Source organism: Peribacillus asahii (assembly GCF_004006295.1).
GTDB lineage: Bacteria > Bacillota > Bacilli > Bacillales > DSM-1321 > Peribacillus > Peribacillus asahii_A.
In genome coordinates this window covers 885963-908488 of the sequence record NZ_CP026095.1, presented here as the reverse complement: position 1 = coordinate 908488, position 22526 = coordinate 885963, and the positions used below count along the sequence as shown (strand labels likewise).

At 38.5% G+C, this 22526-nt stretch carries 25 protein-coding genes and 2 riboswitches; of the genes, 12 read left to right on the top strand and 13 right to left on the bottom strand.

Going from position 1 to position 22526, the window contains the following annotated elements; all coding sequences use genetic code 11:
• Positions 1-24 precede the first annotated feature (24 nt).
• The 7 genes from BAOM_RS04575 to BAOM_RS04545 are packed head-to-tail and all read right to left on the bottom strand — an operon-like array spanning position 25 to position 4989.
• Positions 25-840 carry an urease accessory protein UreD gene (locus BAOM_RS04575; RefSeq protein ID WP_127759240.1) on the bottom strand — a complete coding sequence of 272 codons (816 nt, stop codon included), beginning with the start codon at positions 838-840 and terminating at the stop codon, positions 25-27.
• Entirely contained in the window at positions 837-1454 is a 618-nt protein-coding gene (gene ureG, locus BAOM_RS04570) for an urease accessory protein UreG (protein ID WP_127762446.1), read from the bottom strand. Before ureG ends, BAOM_RS04575 begins: the two co-directional genes overlap by 4 nt.
• A 54-nt stretch (positions 1455-1508) precedes the next feature.
• On the bottom strand, positions 1509-2210 hold the full coding sequence (locus tag BAOM_RS04565; RefSeq protein ID WP_257467632.1) for an urease accessory protein UreF: 702 nt from the start codon (positions 2208-2210) through the stop codon (positions 1509-1511).
• Positions 2188-2634 (bottom strand): urease accessory protein UreE, encoded by a 447-nt coding sequence (ureE, locus tag BAOM_RS04560; protein WP_127759239.1) that lies wholly within the window; start codon positions 2632-2634, stop codon positions 2188-2190. The genes BAOM_RS04565 and ureE overlap by 23 nt, the downstream gene beginning before the upstream one ends.
• Before the next feature lie 10 nt (positions 2635-2644).
• Positions 2645-4354, bottom strand: coding sequence for an urease subunit alpha (gene ureC / locus BAOM_RS04555; protein ID WP_127759238.1), 1710 nt, complete (start codon positions 4352-4354; stop codon positions 2645-2647).
• Positions 4351-4674 (bottom strand): urease subunit beta, encoded by a 324-nt coding sequence (locus tag BAOM_RS04550; protein ID WP_127759237.1) that lies wholly within the window; start codon positions 4672-4674, stop codon positions 4351-4353. Before BAOM_RS04550 ends, ureC begins: the two co-directional genes overlap by 4 nt.
• Before the next feature lie 12 nt (positions 4675-4686).
• Entirely contained in the window at positions 4687-4989 is a 303-nt protein-coding gene (locus tag BAOM_RS04545) for an urease subunit gamma (protein WP_127759236.1), read from the bottom strand.
• Between the two features lie 357 nt (positions 4990-5346).
• Between BAOM_RS04545 and BAOM_RS04540 the strand changes: the two genes are divergently transcribed.
• Positions 5347-5802: a DinB family protein gene (locus BAOM_RS04540; protein WP_127759235.1), complete on the top strand. Its 456-nt coding sequence runs from the start codon at positions 5347-5349 to the stop codon at positions 5800-5802.
• Positions 5803-5915: 113 nt separating this feature from the next.
• Here the strand turns inward: BAOM_RS04540 and BAOM_RS04535 are convergent, their stop codons facing one another.
• The 3 genes from BAOM_RS04535 to BAOM_RS04525 all read right to left on the bottom strand — a co-directional run bounded on the left by BAOM_RS04535 (position 5916) and on the right by BAOM_RS04525 (position 8512).
• The gene (locus tag BAOM_RS04535; protein ID WP_127759234.1) at positions 5916-6782 is read right to left on the bottom strand and encodes a Cof-type HAD-IIB family hydrolase; all 867 of its coding nucleotides are present in this window, start codon (positions 6780-6782) and stop codon (positions 5916-5918) included.
• 113 nt (positions 6783-6895) lie between these two features.
• Complete coding sequence (locus BAOM_RS04530) at positions 6896-7252, bottom strand: YlbF/YmcA family competence regulator (protein ID WP_127759233.1); 357 nt, start codon at positions 7250-7252, stop codon at positions 6896-6898.
• Between the two features lie 126 nt (positions 7253-7378).
• On the bottom strand, positions 7379-8512 hold the full coding sequence (locus BAOM_RS04525; RefSeq protein ID WP_127759232.1) for a DUF445 domain-containing protein: 1134 nt from the start codon (positions 8510-8512) through the stop codon (positions 7379-7381).
• A 137-nt stretch (positions 8513-8649) separates the two neighbouring features.
• Here BAOM_RS04525 and BAOM_RS04520 point away from each other — a divergent pair, with 137 nt between their 5' ends.
• The 6 genes from BAOM_RS04520 (at position 8650) to BAOM_RS04495 (ending at position 14294) form a co-directional block, all read left to right on the top strand.
• Positions 8650-10008, top strand: a complete 1359-nt coding sequence (locus BAOM_RS04520) for a YheC/YheD family endospore coat-associated protein (RefSeq protein WP_127759231.1) — start codon at positions 8650-8652, stop codon at positions 10006-10008.
• Between the two features lie 21 nt (positions 10009-10029).
• Positions 10030-11100, top strand: a complete 1071-nt coding sequence (locus tag BAOM_RS04515; RefSeq protein ID WP_127759230.1) for a YheC/YheD family endospore coat-associated protein — start codon at positions 10030-10032, stop codon at positions 11098-11100.
• Positions 11101-11107: 7 nt separating this feature from the next.
• The gene (locus BAOM_RS04510; RefSeq protein WP_127759229.1) at positions 11108-12472 is read left to right on the top strand and encodes a YheC/YheD family endospore coat-associated protein; all 1365 of its coding nucleotides are present in this window, start codon (positions 11108-11110) and stop codon (positions 12470-12472) included.
• Positions 12469-13668, top strand: a complete 1200-nt coding sequence (locus tag BAOM_RS04505; RefSeq protein WP_127759228.1) for a YheC/YheD family endospore coat-associated protein — start codon at positions 12469-12471, stop codon at positions 13666-13668. The genes BAOM_RS04510 and BAOM_RS04505 overlap by 4 nt, the downstream gene beginning before the upstream one ends.
• Positions 13669-13732: 64 nt before the next feature.
• Entirely contained in the window at positions 13733-13942 is a 210-nt protein-coding gene (locus BAOM_RS04500) for a YheE family protein (protein WP_119117058.1), read from the top strand.
• A 163-nt stretch (positions 13943-14105) separates the two neighbouring features.
• Positions 14106-14294 carry a hypothetical protein gene (locus tag BAOM_RS04495; protein ID WP_252283078.1) on the top strand — a complete coding sequence of 63 codons (189 nt, stop codon included), beginning with the start codon at positions 14106-14108 and terminating at the stop codon, positions 14292-14294.
• Between the two features lie 51 nt (positions 14295-14345).
• On the opposite strand, the gene BAOM_RS04490 is transcribed toward BAOM_RS04495, so the two are convergent.
• Positions 14346-14981 carry an MBL fold metallo-hydrolase gene (locus BAOM_RS04490; RefSeq protein WP_257467628.1) on the bottom strand — a complete coding sequence of 212 codons (636 nt, stop codon included), beginning with the start codon at positions 14979-14981 and terminating at the stop codon, positions 14346-14348.
• Positions 14982-14988: 7 nt separating this feature from the next.
• Positions 14989-15159 carry a hypothetical protein gene (locus BAOM_RS24850; RefSeq protein ID WP_257467627.1) on the bottom strand — a complete coding sequence of 57 codons (171 nt, stop codon included), beginning with the start codon at positions 15157-15159 and terminating at the stop codon, positions 14989-14991.
• A gap of 365 nt (positions 15160-15524) precedes the next feature.
• Positions 15525-15628: riboswitch (SAM riboswitch) on the top strand.
• Positions 15629-15688: 60 nt separating this feature from the next.
• On the opposite strand from BAOM_RS24850, the gene BAOM_RS04485 reads away from it, so the two are divergent.
• The 5 genes from BAOM_RS04485 (at position 15689) to BAOM_RS04465 (ending at position 20372) form a co-directional block, all read left to right on the top strand.
• On the top strand, positions 15689-16699 hold the full coding sequence (locus tag BAOM_RS04485) for a methionine ABC transporter ATP-binding protein (RefSeq protein ID WP_127759226.1): 1011 nt from the start codon (positions 15689-15691) through the stop codon (positions 16697-16699).
• A complete protein-coding gene (locus tag BAOM_RS04480) occupies positions 16692-17354 on the top strand; it encodes a methionine ABC transporter permease (protein WP_373995316.1) in 663 nt (220 codons plus the stop codon). Before BAOM_RS04485 ends, BAOM_RS04480 begins: the two co-directional genes overlap by 8 nt.
• Positions 17355-17420: 66 nt before the next feature.
• Entirely contained in the window at positions 17421-18263 is an 843-nt protein-coding gene (locus BAOM_RS04475; protein WP_127759224.1) for a MetQ/NlpA family ABC transporter substrate-binding protein, read from the top strand.
• A gap of 633 nt (positions 18264-18896) precedes the next feature.
• Entirely contained in the window at positions 18897-19358 is a 462-nt protein-coding gene (locus BAOM_RS04470; RefSeq protein ID WP_435873557.1) for a dehydroquinate synthase/iron-containing alcohol dehydrogenase family protein, read from the top strand.
• Positions 19359-20045: 687 nt separating this feature from the next.
• The gene (locus BAOM_RS04465; protein WP_127759222.1) at positions 20046-20372 is read left to right on the top strand and encodes a hypothetical protein; all 327 of its coding nucleotides are present in this window, start codon (positions 20046-20048) and stop codon (positions 20370-20372) included.
• 304 nt (positions 20373-20676) lie between these two features.
• Here BAOM_RS04465 and fumC read toward each other — a convergent pair whose 3' ends face one another.
• Entirely contained in the window at positions 20677-22059 is a 1383-nt protein-coding gene (gene fumC / locus BAOM_RS04460) for a class II fumarate hydratase (RefSeq protein ID WP_127759221.1), read from the bottom strand.
• A 293-nt stretch (positions 22060-22352) separates the two neighbouring features.
• Positions 22353-22467: riboswitch (SAM riboswitch) on the top strand.
• The last annotated feature ends 59 nt before the right edge of the window (positions 22468-22526 follow it).

The following is a 22526-nucleotide window of genomic DNA, read 5'->3' as shown; positions in this document are numbered from 1 at the left end:
TAACTGTTCTCGCACTCTACCAACTTAATATTTCCGATAAAAAACAGCTTCTTTTTGCAACACTTCGCTTCGTAAAATCGTTTCACAAATCGCAAAGATTTTCTCGATTATTTGAGTTTGATTGGCCAAAACCCGTAAAAGCAGACCGGCAACCGGTAAGCGGGAGAGGCCGACTCTTGCCTCATTTTCAAATATATGTAGTGCCTCTACTAATTCATGAAAAGCAGCATCATTCAACTTTTCATGAATAAAAAGCAGAGAACCAAAATGGGTATAACCTTCTAATAAGAGGATGGAATCTAGTTGATCCTTAGGCTGTAATAAGAGGTGATCGATTACTATTTTCCTTCGATCATAAATGACTGTCATATCGGAGTGAATCCAATCATAGGTAAAGCTCTGTTGCGTCGCTGACCAGCCTGGAGTGTACATATCTGTTAGTAATAAGCTAGAGCCTGCTTCCATTTCAATGGTCGTTTCTTGTATATACTTTGCCTGTTCATAAGCAATAACAGGATCTTGTAAATACGTTAGAAAACTACCTTTTTCAAGAAAAATCGTTGTTTGCTGCTTAGCAGGTAACGCTGTCGTTTTATAGACTTTCGTCGCTGACTGGGTCGTTAATGTTAGCACAGCCCCTTCTTCTAAATGAAAGCATTGATTGTATCGGTCTCCACCTACATAGCCGCCGCCGACATGAATCAAAAAATAAGTTGGGGAGTCCTCTTCTAAAAAAACGGGACGAGATACTTTAAACGTCCCTTCATAATAGCTATCACATAAAATGGTCTTCCCATTTTTTAATGAAGCCGTTAAATGTAATTGTCCCGTCCAATTCATTGCTCTAAACCTATTAAGAAAACCTCTGATTTAATCCAATTCACAACATCGTCTAAGCCTTGTTCATCTTTTAAATTAGTAAAGAAAAACGGCTTATCTCCACGAGTCATTAACGTATCTCGCTCCATGATTTCTAAGCTTGCACCAACATAAGGAGCCAAATCTGTTTTATTAATAATAAAAAGATCAGATTTAATCATACCTTGCCCGCCCTTACGCGGGATTTTCTCTCCTTGTGCTACATCGATAATATAAATCGAGAAATCAACAAGCTCTGGACTAAATGTGGCGGCTAAATTATCACCGCCGCTCTCGACAAAAATAAGATCCAAATCAGGATGATATTCCATCAATTCATCAATTGCTGCAAAGTTCATGGAAGCATCTTCTCGAATGGCTGTATGCGGACAACCGCCTGTCTCCACTCCAATAATTCTCGTTTCAGGAAGCACCCCGTTTCTCATTAAAAAGAGCGCATCTTCCTTTGTGTAAATATCATTTGTTACAACGGCCATACTAAAATCATTCGCCATCGCTCTCGTTAATTTTTCCACAAGCATCGTTTTTCCAGCTCCAACCGGACCACCTACACCAATTTTAATAACATCTTTCATCAACTATGGGCCTGCCTCTTTCTCCAGAGACAAACCTCTTCACCTCTTTTCCTATTAGCTCATAAATAGTCTTACATGTAATTGTTCATGTCTCATTTGCGCAATTTCGAGACCTGGTTGAGTTCGGCCAAGTGCTGATTCAGATAGCCCTTCGACCACCTCAACAGCCGATTGGATAACTTCATGCGCCCATAATAATAATAATTGTCCGTCTGTTTGCCCTAAAGGAATACCACGCACAGCATTTTGGATAAGAGAAGATACTCCTGCATATAAACAACTCATAACTGCTAACTCTCTTGAAATAGTAAGCTCATAACATACAAGCGCAAATACAAGTGCTGGATGGCCGTAACATTGCTTTTTCTTAATCTTCTGTTGATAATCGGCCAATGTATCAGATGGATATAACACTAAACAAATACGTGCCATTTGCTGGCCAATCCGCCGCGATGCTTCGCGTGATTCTGCAGAAGAACAGCTTGCATATAAGACTTCATCTAACCCCCACAACTCTTCAAGCTTCTGTTCTGCTGCTAAATCATAGGCAATCCGGCAGCCAAGCCCATCTGTATACGTTAATGATTTCAAAATATATACATGTAAAAACTGTTTAAACTCCTCAACAGTAGTTACATAGTCTTCTTGAATATACGTTTCCAATCCAAAGGAATGGGAAAACGCTCCAGATGGAAAGTTCGAATCACAAAGCTGAATTAACGGAAGAATTTCTTTAATCATGCGCATGTCCGACATGACGAAATGCTTCTTTAACCTTTCTTTTCTCACGACGATATTGAACCTTCATATCAGTCAATAGCTTTTCAACGAGATAATCATATTGAACGAGCATTTCGTCTCCTTCAAACTGCGCTGGTAAATGGCGATTGCCTAATTGATGTGCAACTTCTCCCATTTGACCAATAGATGCAGGCTGAATAGCTAATACATCATCAGCCAATGTTTGAATGGCAATGATATTCTTTTCATCCATATATAGAATGTCGCCATCTGCTAAATCTTTATTTCCTTTTAAACGAATCCCTAACTCTTTTCCATGATCGGTTTTAACGCGCTGAATTCTTTTACGAAGTGCATCACTTTCTAAATAGATGCGTTCAAGATGTCTTCCTGCTCTATCAACCTCACGTAAGTTTCCAATTACTTTTTCAATAATCATCTATTTCACCTCAGAATAAGAAATATCGTTGTGCCATTGGTAAAATTTCAGCTGGCTCACATGTAATCAATTGCTGATCCACTGTAACTTCATATGTTTGCGGATCCACTTCTATGACAGGAGTTTCTCCATTAAACTTCATATCCTTCTTTTGAAGCTGACGAACATTACTCACTGGTTTAATCAGTTTGTTTAACCCTAATTCATGATGAACGCCTGCTTCATAGGCTGCCTTAGAAAGAAAAGTAATGGATGTTGCAGCAGTGGCCTTGCCAAAGCTGGCAAACATCGGGCGATATGTGACAGGCTGCGGAGTGGGAATAGACGCGTTCGGGTCTCCCATGATGCTAGCAGCAATCATTCCGCCTTTTAAAACTAAATCCGGCTTCACTCCAAAAAAGGCGGGGTCCCACACAACTAAATCAGCGAATTTCTCGACTTCTATTGAACCAACTTCATCCGCTATGCCATGTGCGAGCGCAGGATTGATTGTGTACTTGGCCACATATCGTTTCACGCGAAAGTTATCGCCTTCACACGTTTCTTCGCTTAAACGTCCATGTTGTTTTTTCATTTTATCTGCCGTTTGCCATGTGCGCATAATGACTTCTCCAACTCGACCCATCGCTTGGGAATCCGAGCTGATCATGCTGAATACACCTAAATCATGTAAAATATCTTCAGCCGCAATCGTTTCTTTTCGAATACGCGAATCAGCAAAAGCAATGTCTTCTGGGACAGAAGGGTCTAAATGATGACAAACCATCAGCATATCTAAATGTTCTTCAAGAGTATTAATCGTATAAGGTCTCGTTGGATTTGTTGAGGATGGTAAAATATTAGGAAAACTGGCTACTTTAATAATATCGGGTGCATGACCGCCGCCTGCTCCCTCTGTATGATATGTATGAATAACACGACCGCCAATTGCTTTAATCGTGTCTTCTACAAACCCTGCTTCATTGAGCGTATCGGTATGGATGGCAATTTGAATATCATATTCATCCGCAACCGTAAGGCTCGTATCAATCGCTGCAGACGTAGTTCCCCAGTCTTCGTGCAGCTTCAGACCAATAGCGCCAGCTTCAATTTGTTCAATTAGAGGCTCTTTTGCCGAGGCATTTCCTTTTCCTAAAAATCCTAGATTCATAGGGAAGTGTTCAGCAGCTTGAAGCATACGGTGAATATTCCAAGCACCTGGTGTACATGTCGTGGCATTCGTTCCCGTTGCTGGTCCCGTCCCACCGCCAATCATCGTTGTAACTCCGCTCGAAAGTGCCGTTTCGATTTGATCGGGGCAAATAAAATGAATATGGGCATCAATGCCGCCAGCTGTAACAATCATCCCTTCAGCAGCAATAATCTCTGTAGCGGCTCCAATCACCATTGTCACATCATCCATGAGCAGCGGGTTTCCTGCTTTCCCAATGGCAGCAATTCTCCCATCTTTCACCCCGATATCCGCTTTAATAATCCCGGTATAGTCAAGAATAATCGCGTTCGTCAAAACTAAATCCATTACTTCACTTCTAGATGCAAGCGGGTGCTGACCCATACCATCACGAATGACTTTTCCTCCGCCAAATTTCACTTCATCACCATACACCGCATAATCTTGTTCAATTTCGATAAATAGCTCTGTATCAGCGAGTCGTATTAAATCTCCCTTTGTCGGACCGAACATATCAGCATATTGCTTACGTGACATTTCAAGGCTCACACTTTCCCCTCCCCATCTAATTTTCTATCGGTCTGATTATTTAAGCCGTACACTTCTCGTTTTCCGCTAAAAGCCACGAGCTCAATTTCCTTCGCATCCCCTGGTTCAAAGCGGACAGCCGTTCCTGCTGGAATATTCAACCTCATACCAAACGCCTGGCTACGTTCAAATTCCAACCCTCTGTTCACTTCAAAAAAATGAAAATGAGAGCCCACTTGAATTGGACGATCACCACGGTTAATTACGGTTAATTTTGTTACTTCTTTGCCTTCATTGCACACAATCGGCGTTTTTTTCAATCTATATTCACCAGGTATCATCTGTTCCTCTCCTTACTGAATCGGATTATGAACCGTCACAAGCTTCGTCCCGTTCGGAAATGTCGCCTCAACTTGAATATCATGAATCATATCGGGAATTCCTTCCATTACGTCTTCACTTGTTAATATCGCTTTTCCAAACTGCATCAGCTCAGCTACAGTTTTTCCGTCGCGGGCCCCCTCCATCATTTCGTATGTAATCAGAGCAACCGCTTCAGGGTAATTCAACTTCAAACCACGATCCTTACGTCGTCTTGCTAAATCAGCAGCGACTACAACTAACAATTTCTCCTGCTCCCTGGATGTTAAGCGCATAGAATCCTCCCTTCAAAACCTACAATAATATAACCTACTCACGTTACTTTTCCTCACATTAATAACTTCATTATAATCAATTTTCTGACATTTTCAAGTAAAATTTACAATATTCAAAATGGAATATACCTCCAATCAAATAAAAGCCCCTTCCATTTTCAAAGGGGCTCACAAAGTATGAAACTTATTTAAACAACCAAAAACTGTTCAATATCCTTATAATTAATTTTCTGACAACTTCAAGTGAAATTTTATTATTCACAATCTCAATATTTGCTTCTATAGGAAACTACTTGCTATAATTTCATTTATGCAATCGTTTTAATTCAAATAATTATAATTAAGGAGACTTTCCACATGAACTATTTAAACAGTCAACTTCAATTGACACGTCAAAAAATATTAAGCGAAATCGAAGGAATCAATCCGGAGCTGTTCGATATCCAAACGAAGGGCTTCAATAACACACTTCATTGGCATATCGGCCATATCTTAACTGTCACTGAGCAATTTTTACTTGGCTATCCTCACACAAATCACCTGCCTGCTAATTATGGTGAATTATTTGGATATGGATCGAAACCAGCGGATTGGAAAGGGGACGTACCAAGCGTCGAAGTATTAGTACAACAACTGCAAGAGCAAGCGAACCGCATTCTTGCCATTCCAGAAGAACGCTATAGCGAAAAATTGGCACAGCCTTTTTTAGGCCTTGAAACAGTAGGGGAAATATTTACGTTTGCTTTATTCCATGAGTCTAATCACCTTGGACAAATTCACGCGATGAAACGCGTGATTGATGCAGCTAACTAAGATAAACTAAAAAGGTGTACGAGACTACAGTCACACATACCTGAACCAAAAGATCTTATAAAGCGAAACCATCAAACAACAAGCCCTTCACTCATTAAGTGAAGGGCTTGTTGTTATTTCAACATATTCATTTTTTGTAAAAATTCAATAGGCGGCTGTTTACGGAAAAACTCTTTCAACATGTACGCTACACCATTCTCATCATTAGAACGGGTTACCCATTTAGCTACTCGCTTCACTTCTGGTGCAGCATTTCCCATCGCCACACCGAGACCGACTCCATTAATCATATCTATATCATCTAGACCATCACCAATGGCGACCATATCCTGCCTCTTGATTCCTAAATAGTCGGTTAAATATAGCAGCCCGCTCCATTTTGACACACCTTTTGGTACAAGTATCAGCCTTTGATCGGATTGATCAATCACTTCTACTTCCGGAAACAACTCTCCAATCAACCTCTTTATATCTCGTTGGTCCATTCCTTTTACAAATTGAATATCAATTTTTATTGGTTCACACGGCTTTTTTTGAAGCTCCTCACTAAGCACTTCTACATACTGCTGCGCAAACATACTTGGTTCATTTAACGTCATTTTAGCTCGACTTACTAGTTTTTCCGGAAGATGAATTCTATTTCCTAACGATCCTTTTTCATGAATAAGCTGAATCTGACACGATGTCGTTTCTAGCAATCGGACGATTTCTAACGTAAGCTCCTCTGTCAACCTCTTTACAAATAAAGGCTTTTCAATCGTCTCTCCAACAAAAGCCCCTTGATGAGCGACCATCATTGGATTTACCTTGAGCGCCTTCGCTACTTTTTTAGCAGAGTAATAATTTCTATTCGTTACAAGTGCAATGTGCACACCTTTTTGGGATACGTATTCAACGGCCTCTTTCGTAACTTTATTTAAACGGCCATTTGACTGCAGTAACGTTCCGTCAATATTAACCGCTAATAGACGATACACCATGTTGATCTCTCCCATCTGTAATGTCTACCCTAATTTATGAATGAACTACGCTAAGTAGAACAAAACGGAGACCGTAAAAAAACTCCCTACTATTCAAAGCAGGGAGTACAAGCTTATGATCCTTGACCAGGAAGACCGTATAGTTCTTCAAGAGGCTTCATAATAATCTTATTTAAATCTGCAATTACTACACTCATTCTTTGTTCCGCTTCCATCAATTGAGCAATTGTTGGATGCTGTTGAACAAGTTGAACCGTTTTTTGCGCTTGCTCAATTTCTTCGGGTGTAATTTCTTGACCCATCATTTGTTTTTGCTGAAGCATCATTTGGATGTTACGAAAGTTATCAAACATTCCCTTTGAAGCCGGATCAGCGTTCACAAGATCATATAATCGTTTTAATTCTACATATTCATTACTAGAACGAATCGCTCGCTCCATTGCATAAGCTGCATCATATGAATTACTCATGTTTCTCCCTCCTCCTGTCCATTATATTATTACATCTTCCCCACTATAACATAATCATCCTAATAAAGCCGAACTAATCGTCGTCTCTATTTTTTTCAGAAGGGAATAGTATTGAATCATATTAGTCTATAAAAGCGTAACGAATAATCCTTGAAACAACCCAATAATCCCGCCTAAAAGCGCTCCTAAATACGTAATCATTGCCAGCTCGCGCTTTGCAATTGCTATAACTACTTCTTCTAATTTTTGAACTGAAAAAGCCGCTACTTGTTCTTCAACGATTTCGTCTAAACGAAGCCTTTTAACTAACGCTGGCATATGTTCACTTACACGGTCTACCAACTGATCCAGCATAGCCGGCACAGCTTTATCAACAATTGAATCAACAAATGGACCTGCTACGTCTTTTACCGGCTTGTTCATAACAGCATCCACTGAAATCCATTCAGATGTTTTTTCGATAACTACTCGTTTTATCTCATGCGGACCAACTAGATTCTCAACTTTTTGAATCTCCCACTCACTAATCTGACCCCACTCTTTTTGTAACAGTTCTTCTACAAAATTGGTTGTACGTCGTTGCTCCAAAAATTTCAAAATTTCTGGTTGTATTTTATCAATTAAAGCATCATTTCCAATAAACATTTGAATTAAATTAATCAGCTTTCCGCGCTCTTTAAAAAAATCATCCAACATCGCCTCTAAGCGAGCTTTCCCTTCCTTACTTCGGAAGTATTCTTTCCCCTTCGTAACAATGTAAGCAGAAAGTTCCGGGATTTGTTCCGTCACTTTTTCATGCAGCTCAGGTGAGATAATTTGGCGAAGGTTTTTGCCGCGATTCGCTGCCATCCACTCTTCATATTTGTCAAGCACAAAAGCTTGTACACGCTGCTCTACTGTCTCCCCCACACGACTTAACCCATATTGTTCTAATAACTCTGCAATACTTTTTTCAGTCGTTAACACTTTCTTCACTTCTGCCCCAACAAACTCTTTCATATTTTGTTTAGAGGTATCATTAACAATACGTTGTTGCAGACTCTCAGGAGTAATTAGATATTCCACTACAACCTTCCCAAGCTGATGTGCCAATTCTCCTTGACGTTTCGGCATTAAACCAGGAGTAAACGGTAGTTGTTTCCCAAAAATATACACCGCTTTATACGGACGGAACAACATTTTAATGGCAATTAAATTCGTAATTCCTCCAATGATTGCACCTACCACAACCATGAATACAAGTTTCATCCATAAATCCATGATGATTTCTCCTTTTATTGCTAAATGTATTGATTTCTAGACACACTCTATTTCCACAAAACATAGAATACTTTATCCACATTTGCCCATTGTCTTATTATAAAGCATCCGAAACTAAGTGCAAACGGGGAATATACATGAACGGTCATTCTTCTAAATTATTGATATCTACTATTCAAGAAAAAAAAGCATTGATGTATATCGATGAAACTACCTTTACAAAATGGCAGCTTCAATACGGGGAAACTCTTTCGCTCAAGGCTGGTCAACGTTCTATAGAAATAGCAGTGGAGTCCTTTTCTTCAACAAGCAGGGAATGCAAATTATCAAGTTTCGCTTCACAATACTTAACTCTTCCACCATTCACTCACCCAATCTCCGTCACGTTCTTACCATCCACTAAAACCGTTATCATCGGCCCATTTCTTGCCCTATTAACCAATCAATCTCTTCTTACAGATGGAACATTCGGTGAGATAGACGTTTTTTTTCAAGAGATGCATACCTACTCTACTACTCTAGGCATCCCCTTTTATTTAACAACGTTACAGTCGCTTGAAAGTGAAGTCATTACGGGTTATTGGTTCCATGAGAACGGTTGGGAGCCCTGTGTTCTTCCATTTCCCAGTGCACTATACAATCGGATTCATTCACGTCGTTTAGAAAGGACCGATCGTTTTGAACAATTCACAGCCCATTTACAAGCAAAAAAAATCCCACTCTTTAACTCGTGCTTTCTTTCTAAATGGGAAGTCCATGAAATGCTCGTACAAGACGAAAGCCTGCAGCCGCACTTACCAGATACCATTTTACTCAGAGCGCAAGAAGCCTTCTATTCTTTTCTCCAACATCATGCTGTTATTTATGTAAAGCCGATTTTTGGAAGTCAAGGCAAACATATTGGCAAAGCGACCAAACTGGAGAAAGGCTGGCTATTTGAACATTCGGGTAACACTCAGGATACTCACTTTGTTCAATCGGAAGCGGAACTGTTCTTTTACCTAAAGAAATTTTGCAAGAAACACTCCTTTATTATTCAAAAAGGGATCCCCTTGCTTGAATGGGAACAGAAGAAAGTCGATTTTCGTATACTCCTTCATCAAACGAAGGAAGACGTTTGGAAGGTAACCTCTGCGGTTGCGCGAATCGGCGATACTGGACATATCGTCTCCAATATAGCACGTGGAGCAGAAATGAAGAATGGCATTCAATTTTTAAAAGAGCTATTCGATCGCCAGCAGGCCATTCACCTTTATCACACTCTTACTCACCTTGCTAAAAAGACGGCTCACTCCCTAGATAAACAACATGAAGGATTACTAGGAGAGTTAGGGATTGATTTAGCACTTGATGAACAATTCCATCCATGGATTATTGAAGTAAACTCTAAACCTTCTAAACGATTTGATGGTACAAGGGATAAATTACGACCATCAGTAAAAGCACTTATTGATTACATGAGTACGCTTCATCATACTTTAAAAAATGAAGGATGATAGAAAGGAGTTTGTCTCTATATGCTATTTGGAATTATGACGACAAATTTCTCAAATGAACAGCAGTATGTAACGGAATTAGCCAAAGCTGCCCAGCAGCATCAAGTGGAGGTTTGTCGTTTCTCGCCTCTTCAAATTGATATAAAAACAAAGGAAATCCAAGCAGAGATATGGGACTCCGAAAAGGAAAGCTGGATGAACAAAACGGTCCCTCTGCCCGATTTTGTTTATGATCGCAGTTTCTATGGTTTAACTCGTGAAACAACAGAAATCACAGAAAAAGTAAATTGGCTCAAAAAACAGAGCGTCTTTTTAGGGTACGGTCTCCCTAGTAAATGGGATGTCTATAAAGCGCTGAAAGACCATCCGCTTTTACAAGCATTTTTACCGAAAACCGTACAAATTGAAACAGCAGAAGATATGTGGACACAGCTAGCGGAGCACGAACGAATCGTTTTAAAACCCTCTTTCGGTGCACGCGGAACAGGCATTTACTTACTCGAGAGAACAGATGCCGGCACAAACGTCACAATGACGAAGAAAACAGAAACTTACAAGCGCCTCTTTCAATCGAAATCGCAATTAAATAAATGGGTCGATCGCTTATTACAACGCTACAGTTACCTTTGTCAGCCTTATTTAGAACTGGCCACTGCTCAAAATGAACCATTCGATTTCCGTATTCTGATGCAAAAAGACAAACGAAATCAATGGGTGGAAAAAGGGCGCGGCATTCGACTCGGACAAAAAGATCATATTACCGCTAACATCGCTACAGGCGGACTCTTTCTTCCAATTACAGCCTTCTTACAGCAATACCGTGACATCCTTCCACTAGCCGCCGAACAAACGATTCACCATATTTTGCGGACACTGCCTGAACAAGTAGAAGCAACCTTCCACCGATTATTCGAACTTGGCATTGATCTTGGAGTCGACCGAAGTGGTCAGGTGTGGATTTTAGATATTAATTCAAAGCCAGGAAGAAAAATGATTGAGGTACTCTATCCTGACCAATACGATCGGCTCTATCACTCCCCTATTTTATACAGTCAATATTTAGCTCACTCTCTCTTGAAAGCAGGTGAATAATTACTTTATGAAGAACGTGTATCCTGTTGAGATTACAAAGCTTCCGAACGATATACTTTTCTATCCTTCAGAGCTAGAATTTGCTGCCATTGACATCGTTTGTTTTGGGCAGCATTCCTGTCCCGCTGCTGCAAAACGAAATCCTGCTAATACACAGAAGATTGTCCTATCAGAAAGCTTAGCAAACTCTTTACGATTTACCGAAACAAATACGCCACTTCATCTATTCGCAGATAAAAACCGACTTCATATTGGACCGCTCGTTGGTATCTTTTCATCTGGATTTACTGGATTTCATAATAAACCACTAGGCGAACGGTCTCATTTTTTCTCTAAATTACTTTCACTTAATACAGAAACAGGTTGTATTCCCTTTGTTTTCGGTGAGCAGCATATTAATTGGGATGATGAAACGATTCATGGTTTTATATACGAAGAGAATGAATGGAAAATGAATGATTTTCCACTTCCAAATGTCATCTACGACCGGCTTCCGAATCGAAGAACAGAGAACCAAAGCGGTCCCAAAGAAGTAAAACGCAAATTCCAAAAACTATATAGGATTCCATGGTATAATCCAGGATTTTTTAATAAATGGGATGTCTATGAACGATTAAGTGATGATGAAAAAGCACTCCCTTACTTACCAGAAACATATCCTCTTTCTTCTTTTTCTACAATCGAGCATCTACTTTCAAACTACCGACAAGTGTTTATTAAACCCATTCACGGAAGCCTTGGACTTGGCATTCATCAAATTTTATATGATAAGCATGAACATATGTATTATTGCCGATATACAAACGAAGAAGAAGAAACTAAACTACAACGTTTTTCATCTTTAGAAGCTCTAATGAATCATGTTTTTCGAAATCGCCCATTGGAAAACCTAATTGTTCAACAAGGAATTTCCCTTATGCGTTCTGAAAAACGCCCTGTTGATTTTCGAGTTCATACGAATAAAAACAACCAAGACGAGTGGCAAGTCACCGCTATCGCAGCAAAAGTAGCGGGTTCCGGCAGCATTACGACTCATGTAAAAAACGGCGGGGTCATTAAAACCATCCAAGAACTATTCGAAGATCGCCAAACGACACTAGAGATAGAACAAAAGCTAACAAAAGCTGCGCTTACTTTAAGTGAAAGCATTGAAAATCACCTTGATGGAATTATCGCGGAAATCGGCTTTGACCTAGGGGTTGATAAACATGGTCAAGTATGGATGTTTGAAGCTAATTCCAAACCTGGCCGCTCTATCTTCTCCCATCCTGAACTTCAAGAGTTTGAACTTTTAACGAGGAAAATGAGCCTAGATTATGCCGTTTATCTCGCCGAACAATCGATTACACACGCTATCGGTGGCGTAAAATGAAAATCTTTTATAACTCATCGACTAAACAGTGGTGGCACGGGCAAAACGGATTCACCGTTACGTTTGGGGCTGATCAAATAGAAATTCCTTATCAACATCCCTTATTTCTTCAAGATGTTCGAAGCTTTGACGTAAAACCCTTTCATAGGAACGAAATATTAACAATTGGCATTTTAACAACAAGTGGAAAAAACAAAATAGGATTGGGCGGGAACCTTCCCTTGTTCCAATCCTTGCATTCTTATTTATTACAGCACGGTATTTTATGTTATGTTTTCACAGCAAACGATATTCTGCAGGAACAACCTTATGCATTTATATACTGTTCCGAACTAAATACCTGGAAAAAAATCACCGTCCCTCTCCCTCATATTGTCTATAATCGAATTCCATCCCGTCCCTTTGAAGCATCCGACTCCTTTCAACAACTAAAAACTCTATTCTCCAACAAGCACATTAAGATGTTCAACCCTTGTTTTATTGATAAATATGAGATGTATACAACCTTTCAACAACACGAAAGGCTCAAGCAGCTTCTACCGAAAACGATCGTTGTCGACAATGTAAATCAACTAGCTTCTTTTCTCCGCACCTATTCAACCATTTATTTAAAACCTAGAGATGGAAATCGGGGCAAAGGGATTCATACCTTAACTTGTAAACGAGATAAATCCATCCAATTAGTAAGCCCGACAGAGGCAGAGACATTCCCTACTCTTCAAGCCTATTGGGATGTTTACAAACAGCAGCTTCAATCGAAGAAATATTTAGCCCAACAAGCGATTGTTCCTAAGAAGAAAAATGGACATCGCTATGATTACCGCCTGCTTGTTCATTACGAACAAGGTCGTTTCAAGCTAAGCGGTAAAGGCGTCAGGATGTCACAAACACAAGAAATCACAACTCATGTGCCAACGGGAGGGAAAATCATTCCTTATCATGAAGTGACAACACCAGCTTTAGATCAACAATTAACAGAAATTGCTCAAACTTGCGGTGCCGTTCTATCTCATCAATTAGGCTTTATCGGTGAATTTTCAATTGATCTTGGTGAAAACGCAGCAGGGGATCTCTTTATTTATGAGGTGAATTCAAAACCGATGCAATTCGATGAAACCGATATTGAAACAACTCGACTGCATCAATTAAAAAATTTATTTATTGAATTAAAATACCCAAATGATGATAAAAAATAACCTCTTCTATTCTTTTTTCCAGTATAATGAAACAAATGAGAATAGCTATAGAGGAGGTTTTTTCATGATTACTCATTTTCAATGGAAACCGTTGTTCAAAGACAATACTTTACCTGGCTGGAAAATTTCTTTTTATGTAAACAAACAACATTATCAAGCCATTTACCATAAAGATGGACAAATTGAATGGAAGAACATACAGCCTTCGGATCATTTAGAAGCTGAATTAAAACAAGCTATACATGAGCTCATGCTATTTCATGTATATGAGTGATACAACTGGTCCTCTGCGTTACAAATATACACTGAATAAAAAAGACCCTTCCCTGCTCAAACTATAATAACAACTTCCGTCAGTATTTCATTGCCCTGATGGCTAGTTGAATTAAAGATAGCACTGTATGTTGCAAACTACAGAAGCTAAGGAGGGACTTTTTTTGGACAAAGATAAGTTTTTAAAAGATTCGGAATATGATAAGAAAGATTCTGTCTACTTAGACATTGATCGGATTATCAACGAAGGAATGGCTGGAGGAAATGTCTATACATCAGGTAATAACCAAAACATCGAAGAAGCTCATGAGTTCTATGATGAAACGCCTCCAAATGTAAATCGTTTAGATTAAATAAATGTGAGCTGGTCCTATAAGGTCAGCTCACATTTATTTACTACCTATTCATCTTACACTAGTGGATTGCGCCTCTCTAAGAATGGACGTAATAATATGTTTCGAATCCCATTCATAGTCCGAGTACTCTATAATCGGATACTGCTTCGGTAAAACCTTCTGTTGAATCTCCTCAACGGTTAACCCTTGTTGATGCAGTCGAATAATTTCTCCCTGTAAATTTTCTAAATAGTCAAGCTTCACTTGAAATAGTTCCCTTCCATTTGGAAGATAGCCTGCATGACAACAGAAAACTTCTTGAAAATCATATCGCAATACCTTCTTAATAGAATGTATAATTGTCGGAATAGACTCCTCCTGCAAAATCACTTTCGTTTTTGGCGTAACAAATAAATCACCTGAGAAAAGTACACCGTTGCTTTGATTCAAATAAGATATATGATCCCTTGCATGTCCCGGTGTAAAAATAGCCTTCCATGTATGATGACGGGATTGTATCGTTTCTCCAATTGGTCGTGCTTGAAACCCTTCTCGCACTCCCCAAATCCGTTTACGATAATCCGGATATTCTCCCTGTTTTGAACAAACATCAAGCGACATCGAATGAATAAATAATGGTACTTGTTTATGTTTTTGAATCCAAGCGCAACCACCTGTATGATCTTCGTGATAATGCGTAAGCACTACTTGATCAAAATCGACCGACTGAAAAAAAAGGAATCAAGCCAGACAGTAAAGACTCTGACCCTGTATCAATCATTAGACCATCTGTTACAAAGACATTTACACCCATCTTAGATTGCGCAGATTCTACTTTTCCATGTACCCATTCTACATCTCCTACCCGCTTCCTTTCTATCATCCTTATCCCCCATTCGTTTTTATTGATGTCTATCAGATGAAGCCTTATTACTATTAACTGTATATAAGACGCATAACACTTACAAGGAATATATGGAAAATATTAAGAATGGAAAGGCACACTTCCATGACGAATAATAAATTCATCAAAATCACAAATCTATTTCTTATCTAAAAATAACAAATACACCTAAGCTTCAACTAACAATTTTCAGATAGGAAGAGTAAGTTAAATCCTATAATGTAATAATATACAAGGGTTTTTTGAATATTATTACATTATTCACTGAAAAAATATATTGACTTTTCAAACTATAACAAATAATATTCTAATATAAATATTCTAAAATATCTCAAAATAATAAATACTTATCGAGAGTGACGGAGGGATCAGGCCCAATGACGTCCGGCAACCTCCTATTTGGGAACGGTGCTACTTCCTGCAGAGATACAATTCTGGAAGATAAGTCGTGATATAGATTATGTCGCCTCTTTCACTCAGAAAGAGGCTTTTTTAGGGGGGAACGTCCATGATTGAAATTCAATCGTTACGAAAGGAATACATCACGAAGAAAAGTCGAGTTGTCGGAGTTGATGATGTATCCTTGACGATTCAAAAAGGAGAAATTTTTGGAATTGTTGGATATAGCGGTGCTGGTAAAAGCTCCTTAATTCGTTCGATTAATTTATTAGAACGTCCGACAAAAGGCCAAGTAATTATTGATGGTGTTGATTTAACGAAATTATCGGGTCAAGCATTACGAAAACAACGACTGAAAATCGGAATGATTTTTCAGCACTTTTCACTCATCAGTTCGAAAACAGTGTTTGATAATGTTGCTTTCGCCTTAAAAGCTGCACATCAATCGCCTGAAGCCATTCGCAAACGTGTGCTTGAATTACTCGAAATCGTTGGTCTTAGTGATAAAAAAGATGTATACCCTGCTCAATTAAGCGGTGGACAAAAACAACGTGTTGGAATTGCCCGTGCATTAGCAAACAATCCTACCGTTCTTTTATGTGATGAGGCAACATCTGCCCTTGACCCAACAACAACAAAAGCCATTTTACAATTACTGAAAAAAATTAATAAAGAGTTCGGAATTACAATCGTCTTAATTACCCACGAAATGGAGGTTGTAAAAGAACTTTGTCATCGGGTAGCCGTTATGCAAGATGGGCGCATCATTGAAGAAGGCGATGTATACAGTGTGTTCGCTCAGCCTAAACAAGCATTAACGAAACAATTTATCGAAAGCGTCTTAGATTTTGAACTTCCTTCTCATTTAATTACGGAAAGTAAAGGAAGCATTATCAAAATTCAATTTGAAGGACAGCTCGCTAGTGAGGCCGTTCTTTCAGACTTATTACAAGAACATCCTGTAAAAGCCAATATTTTGCACGGAAAAATCGAATATATCCAAAACATTCCTTTAGGCATACTTATTGTTGAATTAACCGGTAACACTAATGACATTCAAGCGGCTTTAGACTATATCAACAAACGAACTAGCTATGTGGAGGTGATACATCATGCTTGAATCGATTACAGCTATACTTCCCGATCTTAATAAAGCATTCCTAGAAACGGTGTATATGGTTGGCATCTCGCTTATCATCGCCCTGTTTCTCGGTTTACCACTTGGAGTTTTACTGTTTATAACAGCGAAAAATTTATTTTTTGAAAATTCGTTTATCAATAGTCTGCTTGGATTCATCGTAAACCTTGTACGATCTATTCCATATATCATTCTATTAGTAGCATTGCTTCCTTTCACTAACTTAATAACAGGAACAACGATTGGACCAATCGCTGCCTCTGTTTCATTATCCGTAGCAGCGATTCCGTTTTTCGCTCGAATCGTTGAAACCTCTTTACGTGAAATTGATAAAGGCATTATTGAGGCGGCGATTGCCGTTGGCGCTTCACCATGGATGATCATTAAAGATGTCCTGCTCGCTGAAGCAAAACCAGGCATCATTCAAGGTCTAACCTTAACAACGATTTCACTCATTGGATTCTCAGCTATGGCAGGGACAATTGGCGGCGGAGGAATCGGCGATTTAGCTATCCGCTTCGGGTACTACCGCTACGACAATACCGTTATGATTCTGACGATTATTGTTCTCATTTGCCTTGTTCAAATCATTCAAATTATCGGGGATAAGCTTTCTTATTTAGTTGATAAACGATAAGCACAATTATTGCTTTCTTCATAGAAAGTTTTAATACATTATTCAATATTTAGGAGGATTTACAAGATGAAAAAATGGGCATCCTTATTACTCGTTCTTGTTCTTGCCCTTGCTTTAGCAGCTTGCGGCAATAACAAAGACGAAGAAAAAGATACGGCTTCAAACACAACTGAAGAGAAAAAAGAACTTAAAATTGGTGCAACAAGCGGTCCTTTTGCTGACATGGTTAAAAAAGCGATTCAACCATCACTTGAAAAAGCCGGATATAAAGTAGAAGTCGTTGAATTTAGTGATTATGTTCAACCAAACCTTGCTCTAAGCAATGGATCCATTGATGCAAATCTATTCCAACACAAATACTACATGGAAACATTTGCAAAGGAAAACAACTTACAACTTTCTGAATTGATTGTTGTTCCAACAGCACCAATGGGAATTTATTCAAAAAAATATAAATCTTTAGATGAAATAAAAGACGGTACATCTATCGCTGTTCCAAATGATCCATCTAATATGGCTCGTGCGCTAAAAATCCTAGTAGATGCCAAACTAATTGAAGTTGATCCAGCTGCTAATCAGTTAACATTGTCAGAAAAAGATGTAACAAGTAACCCGAAAAACATCCAAATTAAACCATTAGAAGCAGCTCAATTACCACGTGCTACAGATAGCGTTGACTTATCTGCTGTACCTGGAAACTTTGCTATTGCAGCAAAAATGAAAATCGAAGATGCAATTGCTGTTGAAAATATGCCAGATGAGTATCGTAATCGTGTCGTAGTGGATACGAAAAATGTAGACGCTCAATTTGCTAAAGATATTAAAGCAGCTGTTGAATCAGATGAATTTGAAGCAGTTATCGACAAAGAATTTAAAGGCTTCGGTAAACCGGAGTGGATGAAGAAATAATTAAACAAACGACAAAAGGACCTGCTCCACTATCGGAGATCAGGTCCTTTATCTTACATATTTTGCGAAAAGAAAGCCCATTACGGTGCGCTGGCACCCCCTTTAGGAATGGGATGAATGTTTGCTCAAATGCGGTGTACAGATAAAATATCGAAAATACGTTCTGTACACTATGCATTTGAAATGGTATGATTTGGTACACGGGATGTTCTTTGAAAACTGAACATAGGTGGTTGTGACAGGAAAAACGTCTGTCACGTAAAATGTTCAACGTTCTGCCGACCAACACTCTTCATAGAAAGAGTGCGGTATCATAATCCTAGACAAGTATCGCCGATTGAACGGCGTAGTTGGCACCGACCTTGCCCTCTTGAAAGACTGTTTTTCTCTCAAGCGTTGCTCACCCAAGTCTCGCCTCTGCCTCTTCTTATGGAAGATGGTAAGTGAGATATTTGTGAGAAAGAACCCCAGCGGCTTTAGCCATGGGAGTGGTCAGGAGCAGGTATTGGCGATACACTTGCCAAATGGTACGAAGGAAACGCACTAGTCGAACGTTTAGAGGAAACATCCGTTTGCATTGACCTTGCCCACCTTTCTGCCAAACAATGTAAATCAGTTTTAATCGAGAATAGTATGCAAGCTCTTACAGACTTAGAAAATGGTTCTTGGACAAATGCACTCAAGAGAGTCATTGAAACAAATATTGTAACAAGCGGACTAGTTGGCGGTTTCGGAAATCAATACCTTCGCATTGCGGGCGCTCACTCCATTCACAATGGAATGACAAAGATTCCACATACACACCATTTGCTTCATGGAGAAAAAGTAGCCTATGGTATTCTCGTACAGTTGGTGCTAGAAAATAAATTCGAGGAGCTTGAACAACTGCTTCCTTTCTATGAATCCGTTCACCTCCCTAGCACATTAGCGGATATTGGATTAACCATTAATCAACAAGCAGAGTTGCTGCAAATCGCTCGGTTTGCCGTTCAGCCTGGTGAGGATATTTATCTCCTCTTTCCAAACATCACAGTAGACGAAGTACTAAAAGCAATGACTGAACTCGAAAACCTTATGACAAACTATGTAAAATAATTGTTATAAAAGAGACGATCTGATGGAACGCTTCCTTTAGACCGTCTCTTTTTAAACGCTGGATACATATAAAAAATCATTACATTTTTCCACTATCCACAAGTCTTGCGTGCCACTTCTTACTGATTAAGGAACCTTATCTAAAAAACACAACACTCCCTTTTTATTACAACTCAGGATGAATAGAAATCGATTGTCTAGCCGTCTATATTCAATGGAACCATGAATCTTTACTAAGAATGATTGATACCTATAAATTAGTACTACCCCCTATATCCGTTGCATATAATGAAAATCATCCATAGATAAGGCTTCTTCCTAAACTAAAATTTTTTATAGTACGAATAGATATTCCTCACATTATTCATACTAAAGATTGAAGTAAGATTCACGCTCATTATGTCACAAGCGAAGTAAGAATAGTTGCCTTTCCAAGAAACCGACACCTTTTACTACAATAATAATAAAAAGGAGGTTTTTTTATTTTCTTCTTTATTTAAATAAAGAGCTTTGTTTGAAATTTGGATTAAAACAGTATTTTTTTCACATATTCAAGCATTTATTCACCTGATAAAAACAACGTACAATTGTGAATTTTCCGTAAAATTTTAACTTTTTAGGTATTTTTGTATTTTTTATTTTATCTGTATATGTTATAATTGGAATAATATAGAAAGGAGTGATAATATGCAGTTTGCTGATGTATATTTATTCGAAAAAAAGACGGATTCTAATCCAGTAGAGTGGAAACAAGTAGAGGTCCTCTTCGAGAGTAACGGTATTCAGAAAACGACTCCTAGTTTTGAAGTAGCAATAAACTTAGAAGAAGAGTTAGAAAGACTTCGGCCATTTGAAGGCGAGCTTCTTCGTCTAAAAACAATTGAAGTAGATGATGATGAAATCCCAACTAGATACCTTTGCTATGATTTGGCGAATTGGAGCTTTTCTGGTAACCGTTTAATCGTCACAAATCCAATTGAAAATGTCCACCAATACACCCTCCCTTTTAATTAAAACCATCATTTAGAAAGGCATCTCTTCATTGGATGTCCTTTCAACAAGCATTACCACCTGTTTGTCTTAAGCTTAGATTATCCCATGAATTATGAAGTATGGAACTTGCCCATTCAGTACTGAATGGGGAAATCCATCACTTTTCTTCAAAAATAGATTGATTCCTCATAGATGTTATCTCCACTACGATCATTCATTAATTTCTACTTTATTTTCCTCGCATATGAAGTGTACATGTGCATATTTCTGAGACCATGACAAATGTACCCTTTCACAATCATGCGAAAGGGTACATTAAACTTTCTTATTTATTCACCATATTAGCTGGGACGACCCATTTATCGAATTCTTCTTCTGTTAAATAACCAAGTTGAAGGGCTGCTTCTTTCAAAGTAGAATTCTCCTTAAATGCGTGTTTCGCAATTTTCGCCGCCCTTTCATAACCGATGTATGGATTAAGCGCCGTAACAAGCATAAGAGATCGTTCTACATTTTGTTTAATAGCTTCTTCATTCGCTGTAATTCCAACCGCACAGTTGTTATTGAAGGAAAGAATTCCTTCTGTTAATAATTTAACCGATTGTAAAAAATTATAAATAATAACCGGTTTAAAGACATTTAGCTCGAAATTACCTTGGCTGGCTGCAAATCCAATGGTCGCATCATTTCCAACGATTTGAGTCGCAATCATCGTTAAGGCTTCACTTTGAGTCGGATTTACCTTACCTGGCATAATAGAACTTCCTGGTTCATTTTCTGGAATCGCAATTTCGCCAATACCGCTTCTTGGACCACTTGCTAACCATCTAATATCATTAGCAATTTTCATTAAGTCAGCAGCTAGTGCTTTTAACGCACCGTGGACGTAGACCATTTCATCATGACTTGTCAGTGCATGAAATTTATTATCAGATGTTTGGAACGGATGTCCCGTATCCTCAGCAATTTGTTTCGCTGATTCCTCTGGAAATTCAGGGTCTGTATTAATCCCTGTTCCTACCGCTGTCCCACCAAGAGCTAAGTTCAATAATTTTTGACTGCTCTCTTCTATCATAGCTAAACTCTTATCTAACATCGCTCTCCATCCAGATATTTCTTGACCTAATGTAAGAGGCGTCGCATCTTGAAGATGTGTTCGACCAATCTTCACTACATCCCAAAATTCTTTTTCCTTCTCTTTAAACGTATCACGCAGTACTTTAATAGCTGGAATTAGTTGATTGACTACTTCCATATAGGCAGCAATATGCATCGCCGTTGGAAACGTATCGTTCGAACTTTGTGCTTTATTTACATCATCATTTGGATGAAGTCTTTCCGATTCTCCAATCTCCTCCAACCACTTATTACCTTTATTAGCAATAACCTCATTGACATTCATATTACTTTGCGTCCCACTACCCGTTTGCCAAACAACAAGCGGAAAGTGCTCATCAAGCGTTCCATTCAAAATTTCTCTACAAATCGTTATAATAGCATTTTTCTTCGCTTCTGATAAATCTCCAAGCTTATGATTTACTTTAGCTGCTGCTTGTTTTACATAAGCGAATGCCCGAATTAATTCAATTGGCATCTTTTCCTTACCAATTTTAAAATTATTGCGACTTCTCTCTGTTTGAGCTCCCCAATATTTATCAGCAGGGACCTTTACCTCACCCATCGTGTCACTTTCAATTCTAAATTCCATTATTCCTTGCCTCCCATTTACATATAAAATCATATAGTCCGTTAATTAGTTTCTCTTAATAGACCACATGCCATTCATTGATATTGATTCTCATTTACATTGTACAAGTTTTCCATGTATATAGCAAAAAAATAGCTTATTTTCGTACGTTATACGATAAAATTCATTAGTTTATGTATGTCTGTAAACAAAATAGACAATATAAAGATTGACGATATCATCGAACAAATTTTCCATTGGTATTGACATTAAGAAAAATGTATAGTAAATTCAAAAAAAACAAACTATTTGAACTCTTATCCAGAGAGGTCGAGGGAATGGCCCGTTGACACCTCAGCAACCTTCATTGACCCGTGATCAATGAAAAGGTGCTAATTCCTCAAGTTCCTGTAACTTGGCAGATAAGAAGAATGACTCAACTTACTCAAATTAAAGTCTTCTTCTTAAAGAAGACTTTTTTTTATTTC

What these genes read in the sequence shown, in the direction of transcription:
- BAOM_RS04575 (WP_127759240.1), bottom strand. Translation starts at nt 840, where the DNA reads ATGAATTGGACGGGACAATTACATTTAACGGCTTCATTAAAAAATGGG.
- ureG (WP_127762446.1), bottom strand. Translation starts at nt 1,454, where the DNA reads ATGAAAGATGTTATTAAAATTGGTGTAGGTGGTCCGGTTGGAGCTGGA.
- BAOM_RS04565 (WP_257467632.1), bottom strand. Translation starts at nt 2,210, where the DNA reads ATGTCGGACATGCGCATGATTAAAGAAATTCTTCCGTTAATTCAGCTT.
- ureE (WP_127759239.1), bottom strand. Translation starts at nt 2,634, where the DNA reads ATGATTATTGAAAAAGTAATTGGAAACTTACGTGAGGTTGATAGAGCA.
- BAOM_RS04550 (WP_127759237.1), bottom strand. Translation starts at nt 4,674, where the DNA reads ATGATACCTGGTGAATATAGATTGAAAAAAACGCCGATTGTGTGCAAT.
- BAOM_RS04545 (WP_127759236.1), bottom strand. Translation starts at nt 4,989, where the DNA reads ATGCGCTTAACATCCAGGGAGCAGGAGAAATTGTTAGTTGTAGTCGCT.
- BAOM_RS04540 (WP_127759235.1), top strand. Translation starts at nt 5,347, where the DNA reads ATGAACTATTTAAACAGTCAACTTCAATTGACACGTCAAAAAATATTA.
- BAOM_RS04535 (WP_127759234.1), bottom strand. Translation starts at nt 6,782, where the DNA reads ATGGTGTATCGTCTATTAGCGGTTAATATTGACGGAACGTTACTGCAG.
- BAOM_RS04530 (WP_127759233.1), bottom strand. Translation starts at nt 7,252, where the DNA reads ATGAGTAATTCATATGATGCAGCTTATGCAATGGAGCGAGCGATTCGT.
- BAOM_RS04525 (WP_127759232.1), bottom strand. Translation starts at nt 8,512, where the DNA reads ATGGATTTATGGATGAAACTTGTATTCATGGTTGTGGTAGGTGCAATC.
- BAOM_RS04520 (WP_127759231.1), top strand. Translation starts at nt 8,650, where the DNA reads ATGAACGGTCATTCTTCTAAATTATTGATATCTACTATTCAAGAAAAA.
- BAOM_RS04515 (WP_127759230.1), top strand. Translation starts at nt 10,030, where the DNA reads ATGCTATTTGGAATTATGACGACAAATTTCTCAAATGAACAGCAGTAT.
- BAOM_RS04510 (WP_127759229.1), top strand. Translation starts at nt 11,108, where the DNA reads ATGAAGAACGTGTATCCTGTTGAGATTACAAAGCTTCCGAACGATATA.
- BAOM_RS04505 (WP_127759228.1), top strand. Translation starts at nt 12,469, where the DNA reads ATGAAAATCTTTTATAACTCATCGACTAAACAGTGGTGGCACGGGCAA.
- BAOM_RS04500 (WP_119117058.1), top strand. Translation starts at nt 13,733, where the DNA reads ATGATTACTCATTTTCAATGGAAACCGTTGTTCAAAGACAATACTTTA.
- BAOM_RS24850 (WP_257467627.1), bottom strand. Translation starts at nt 15,159, where the DNA reads ATGATAGAAAGGAAGCGGGTAGGAGATGTAGAATGGGTACATGGAAAA.
- BAOM_RS04485 (WP_127759226.1), top strand. Translation starts at nt 15,689, where the DNA reads ATGATTGAAATTCAATCGTTACGAAAGGAATACATCACGAAGAAAAGT.
- BAOM_RS04480 (WP_373995316.1), top strand. Translation starts at nt 16,692, where the DNA reads ATGCTTGAATCGATTACAGCTATACTTCCCGATCTTAATAAAGCATTC.
- BAOM_RS04475 (WP_127759224.1), top strand. Translation starts at nt 17,421, where the DNA reads ATGAAAAAATGGGCATCCTTATTACTCGTTCTTGTTCTTGCCCTTGCT.
- BAOM_RS04470 (WP_435873557.1), top strand. Translation starts at nt 18,897, where the DNA reads ATGCAAGCTCTTACAGACTTAGAAAATGGTTCTTGGACAAATGCACTC.
- BAOM_RS04465 (WP_127759222.1), top strand. Translation starts at nt 20,046, where the DNA reads ATGCAGTTTGCTGATGTATATTTATTCGAAAAAAAGACGGATTCTAAT.
- fumC (WP_127759221.1), bottom strand. Translation starts at nt 22,059, where the DNA reads ATGGAATTTAGAATTGAAAGTGACACGATGGGTGAGGTAAAGGTCCCT.